This is a genomic window from Pseudomonas sp., from assembly GCF_036404235.1.
Classification (GTDB): Bacteria; Pseudomonadota; Gammaproteobacteria; order Pseudomonadales; family Pseudomonadaceae; genus Aquipseudomonas.
In genome coordinates this window covers 1-4,198 of record NZ_DASWOT010000030.1, presented here as the reverse complement: position 1 = coordinate 4,198, position 4,198 = coordinate 1, and the positions used below count along the sequence as shown (strand labels likewise).

Sequence of the window (4,198 nt, the reverse complement as noted above, 5' to 3'; positions counted from 1 at the left end):
AGGTGCTGACAACCAAAGGCATATTGAATGTGACCGACCTGCCCATTGCGGCGCAGGCCAAGTTGATGGATCGCAACCAGGCCCGGGAAACACTCGGTGGCTTGAGCGATTTGATCAATGATGATGAGACCGGGTTGATTTGAACCTGGTTAGCATCTGCTAAAGATCCCGGCCAAACACAAAATCGTTGAAGATCATGGCGCCCTTCACTTCCAGGGCGCTGGATCTCCAACCAACTGCCCCTGCACCCCTTCAATCCCCATCTCGACAATCACCAACAACTCGCCCTCGGTTTCCACGCGCTCGGCGATCAGTGGTAGATCAATACTGTGCGCAGCGCGCTGCACCGCTTCGATGAACAAGCGCTTGTGGCCTTCCTCATCAATGGCGCGGATGTAACTGCCGTCGATTTTCAGGTACGCCAGGCCCAAATGCGCCAGGTTACCAATCATGCTGAAACGACCACCAAAGCGCTGCAGCGCCAGGGAGAAGCCTGACGCTTGAAGACGTCGCGTCAGTTGCTCAAGTATCGCTTGTTCCGGCAGGTGTTCTTCGCCGATCTCAAAGGTCAGCCGGGAGCCAACCTGGGCGTGCTGATGCAATAATTCAAAAACCCGATCCAGCGCCTTCTCATCCGTAAGCGTTGCGGCCGAGAGATTCAGAGCCAGGGTTTGATCATGGGTCTGCAGATGCGCCAGCACCTGTTCCAGCATCCAGATATCCAGACGAGTCGACCAGCCGAAGCGCTCTATCCACGGCAGGAAACGCCCGGCGGGAATTGTTTGACCGTGTTCATTGACCAGTCGCGATAGCACCTTGTAGTGCAGTACACGAGTCACATCCCTGGCATCGACTACCGACTGGAAAAACAACCGGAAACCGCCATTATTCAGAGCATGATCCAGCACACGGTACCAAGTGTGATGGTCATCGCCGATGCTGGTGACCGCGCCATGCTCAATGCAACTCCAGGTCTGTTCGCCCTGGGTTTGCGCCTGCGAAAGCGCCTGGTCTGCCAGGCCTAAAAGCGTCAGCGGCGCATCTCCGGGTGTGTACGGTGCCAGCCCCATGTGAGCGACCGGCGAGACGTCCGACGCGCCTGTGGCAACAAGACTTTGCAGCGCCGCTTCAATATTCTGTGCCAACTGCAACGCATCTTCGCGAACCATGCCGGGCGCCAGCACCGCGAATTCACCGCCACGGCTGCGGCTGATAAGGTTATGCGTCATGGGGAACTTCTCGCACTGATGCAGCAATTGCTGAGCGACCTCAATGAGCAATGCATCGGTGAGTTTACCGCCCAAGCGCAGGTTCAAACCCGCGAGATCCTGGACCCGCAACAGCAACAGATAACCCGCGCGCTGGTCCTCCAGATTGCTCACATGCGCCGCGAGCTGCATATCAAAATAACGGCGATTGGACAGGCCTGTCAGGCTGTCCTGATAGGACTCCACCCGCAGTTTTTCACTGCGCTCGGCGCTTTCCTGAAACAGCGTCTTGAGCTTCTCCACCATCTGGTTCATGGCCAGCACCACACGCCGCAGTTCTGGTGTGCGCGGTAGCTCCTTGATCGTGGAAAACTCGCGACGACCAATGGCGTAGGATTGCGCGACCATGTCATCCAAAGGACGTAGCTGACGGCGCAGCAGCAGCGCGCCCAGAATCGCACTGATAACCCCGCAGACCAGCAACCAGCCAAGGCTGCCCAGGGCGCTCTGCCAAAGCTTGGCTAACGCGAACATCGGATGGCTGACGACTTCGACCCGCGCCGTCTGCTGCCAGCCGCGGCTGACAATCGCTTCGCCGCCTGCCGGCTCAAGCCCGATGGCGTTGATGAACCACTGCGGCACGCCCTGATTATCCGGTGTTGCACTACGCTCGACGACGACCGCATCGGTCGCCAGGTCCACCACACGAATACTCGCGTAATAGCCACTGTCAAAAATCGAGCTGACCATCAACTCGACCATCGCCGGGTCGTCGATATTGGCGGTCAGCGACAACGCCAGCGACGTCGCTGCGTCCTGGGCGTGGGAGCGCAGTTGATTGACATATTGCGCACGGGAGCTTTCGAGGCTGACGACAAAGCTGCCGGCAAACGCCAGCACCAGGAACAGACAAATCGCGATCAGCAGTTGTTTGAACAGAGACATCGAAACTCCTAGTACTCAGGCTCGGCCGGGAAGCCTTCAGCGGTCATTTTCTTCAGCAGATCTTGCCAGCGGGACAATCGCTTGGTATCGCCCACCTTCTTGTTGCCTTGCGCGCCGGGCAACCAGAGCCCTTCACCATTAAAGGCGTACACGGGCAACAGGTCGGGTCGCTGACTCGCAGGCTTGATCACATCAATCAGGCTGTCGAGGACCAACGGCATGGCGTTGGGGCTCGAGTAATAGGTCAATACCATGTGCGCACGGTTCAAACGCAAGGCCTTGACGTAGGTGATCAACAGTTTTTCGCTGGGTACGCCCAATCGCCTCAGGCTGAAGTATTTGGCGATCGCGTAATCCTCACAGTCGCCCGCGCCCTTCATCAGCGACTGAATCGGCGTGGCCCAGTAATCGACCTCGTGCCACAAGTCGATGTCTTCTTCGTAACGCATCTGTTTGTTGAAGAACTGGTTCACCACGGTCAGCTTATCTAGCTCACTGGCCTGCTTTTGCGTAGCGAGCAGGTTCTGCCAGGCATCGATGCGCTGCTTTCCTGCGCCCAAGGGCCCGTATAGCGACTCGGCGCGCCGGCTGATAACCGAGAAATCCCAGTCAGCATTGAGATAGCCAACCCCCACGCCGCACGACAGCAAAACCGCCAGAAGCAGCCAGAGCCCAAACCGTCCATGAGCGCAATGTACCGCCAATTCGTTTAGTCCATCAGGCGAGTGGTTAACCGGAAACCGATGGTGAGGGGTTGAGTGGGAAAAGACAATGGCGTCTTGAGATCATGCAACGGCAAGACGATGCAATAGCGAAGGACCTCAAGGCTTGCGCTTCCTCGGCCCGGTATTAAACACCGGCACTTTACGCACTGGTTTGACCGATGGTGCTTCTGGCGCTGTATCGCCGCTGTCGACCCATTTGCCAAGATTGCGTTTGCCGCCGCCGCTGATTTTCGGCTTTTTGGGCTTTTTCGGTTTCTTCAGGATTTGGCCGCTTGCGTCGGTGGACGGCACGCGGTGTTCGGGCTCAAAGTCCTGTTCTTCTTTACGCGTGAGGGTTTGGCGGGTCAGTACTTCAATGGCTGACAGCAGCTCCACTTCGTCGGCGCAGACAAAAGATATCGCCTCACCGGTCAAGCCGGCACGCCCGGTGCGGCCGATGCGGTGGATATAGTCTTCGGCCACAATTGGCAGATCGAGGTTGACGACAGTGGGCAGATCGTCGATGTACAGGCCGCGCGCGGCTACGTCAGTCGCTACCAGAATCTGCACTTCACCGGCCTTGAAACGATCCAGCGCCCGCTGTCGTGTGGCTTGGGGTTTGTCGCCATGGATGCCGTCGGCGTTGATGCTCAGGCCTTGCAGGCGATCCACCAGTTGATCGACGCCTACACGGGTTTTGGCGAAGACCAGCACTTGTGTCCAGCGCTGCTTTTTCAGCAGGTGGATGAACAGCTCTGCCTTGCGCTTTTTGTCCACCGGCACGACCCATTGTTTGACCGAAGACGCCGCCACGTTGCGTGGGCTGACTTCGATGCTCAACGGGTCGTCGAGCATTTGCCCGGCCAGCGCGCGGATCGCATCGGAGAAGGTCGCGGAAAACAGCAGCGTCTGGCGCCGTTTGGGCAGCGCAGCGTAGATGTCACGCAGCTCTTCGGAAAAGCCCAGGTCGAGCATACGGTCGGCTTCGTCGAGGATCAGCGTTTGCACTTGGGAAAACTTCACCGCGTTCTGGCGATACAGATCGAGCAGACGGCCTGGCGTCGCGACTAGCACGTCAACGCCACGGCGCAGCTTCATCATCTGTGGGTTGATGCTGACGCCGCCTTACACCGCGTAAGTTGCCAGCGGCAGGTGCTCAGCGTACTGACGAATGTTCTCGTGAACCTGTTCGGCCAACTCGCGGGTCGGCACCAGCACCAAAGCGCGGATCGAGTTGGCAGCGACTTTCGGGCCTTCCATGGTCAAGCGTTGCAGTAAGGGCAGCGCGAAACCTGCGGTTTTTCCGGTGCCGGTCTGGGCGGCTGCCATCAAGTCACGCCC

The 4,198-nt window shown here is 58.3% G+C and carries 2 protein-coding genes and 2 pseudogenes; 1 reads left to right on the top strand and 3 read right to left on the bottom strand.

What is annotated here, in order from left to right:
- Positions 1-143, top strand: a pseudogene (locus VGC62_RS04095) (tryptophan synthase subunit beta); the annotation flags it as partial.
- A gap of 63 nt (positions 144-206) precedes the next feature.
- Here the strand turns inward: VGC62_RS04095 and lapD are convergent.
- The 3 genes and pseudogenes from lapD to VGC62_RS04080 form a co-directional block, all read right to left on the bottom strand.
- Positions 207-2,153, bottom strand: coding sequence for a cyclic di-GMP receptor LapD (gene lapD, locus VGC62_RS04090; RefSeq protein WP_331185788.1), 1,947 nt, complete (start codon positions 2,151-2,153; stop codon positions 207-209).
- Positions 2,154-2,161: 8 nt separating this feature from the next.
- The gene (gene lapG / locus VGC62_RS04085; RefSeq protein ID WP_414705741.1) at positions 2,162-2,857 is read right to left on the bottom strand and encodes a cysteine protease LapG; all 696 of its coding nucleotides are present in this window, start codon (positions 2,855-2,857) and stop codon (positions 2,162-2,164) included.
- Between the two features lie 117 nt (positions 2,858-2,974).
- Positions 2,975-4,198 (bottom strand): annotated as a pseudogene (locus tag VGC62_RS04080) (DEAD/DEAH box helicase); the annotation flags it as partial.

Coding starts and splice junctions, on each gene's coding strand:
- lapD (WP_331185788.1), bottom strand. CDS start 2,153: ATGTCTCTGTTCAAACAACTGCTGATCGCGATTTGTCTGTTCCTGGTG.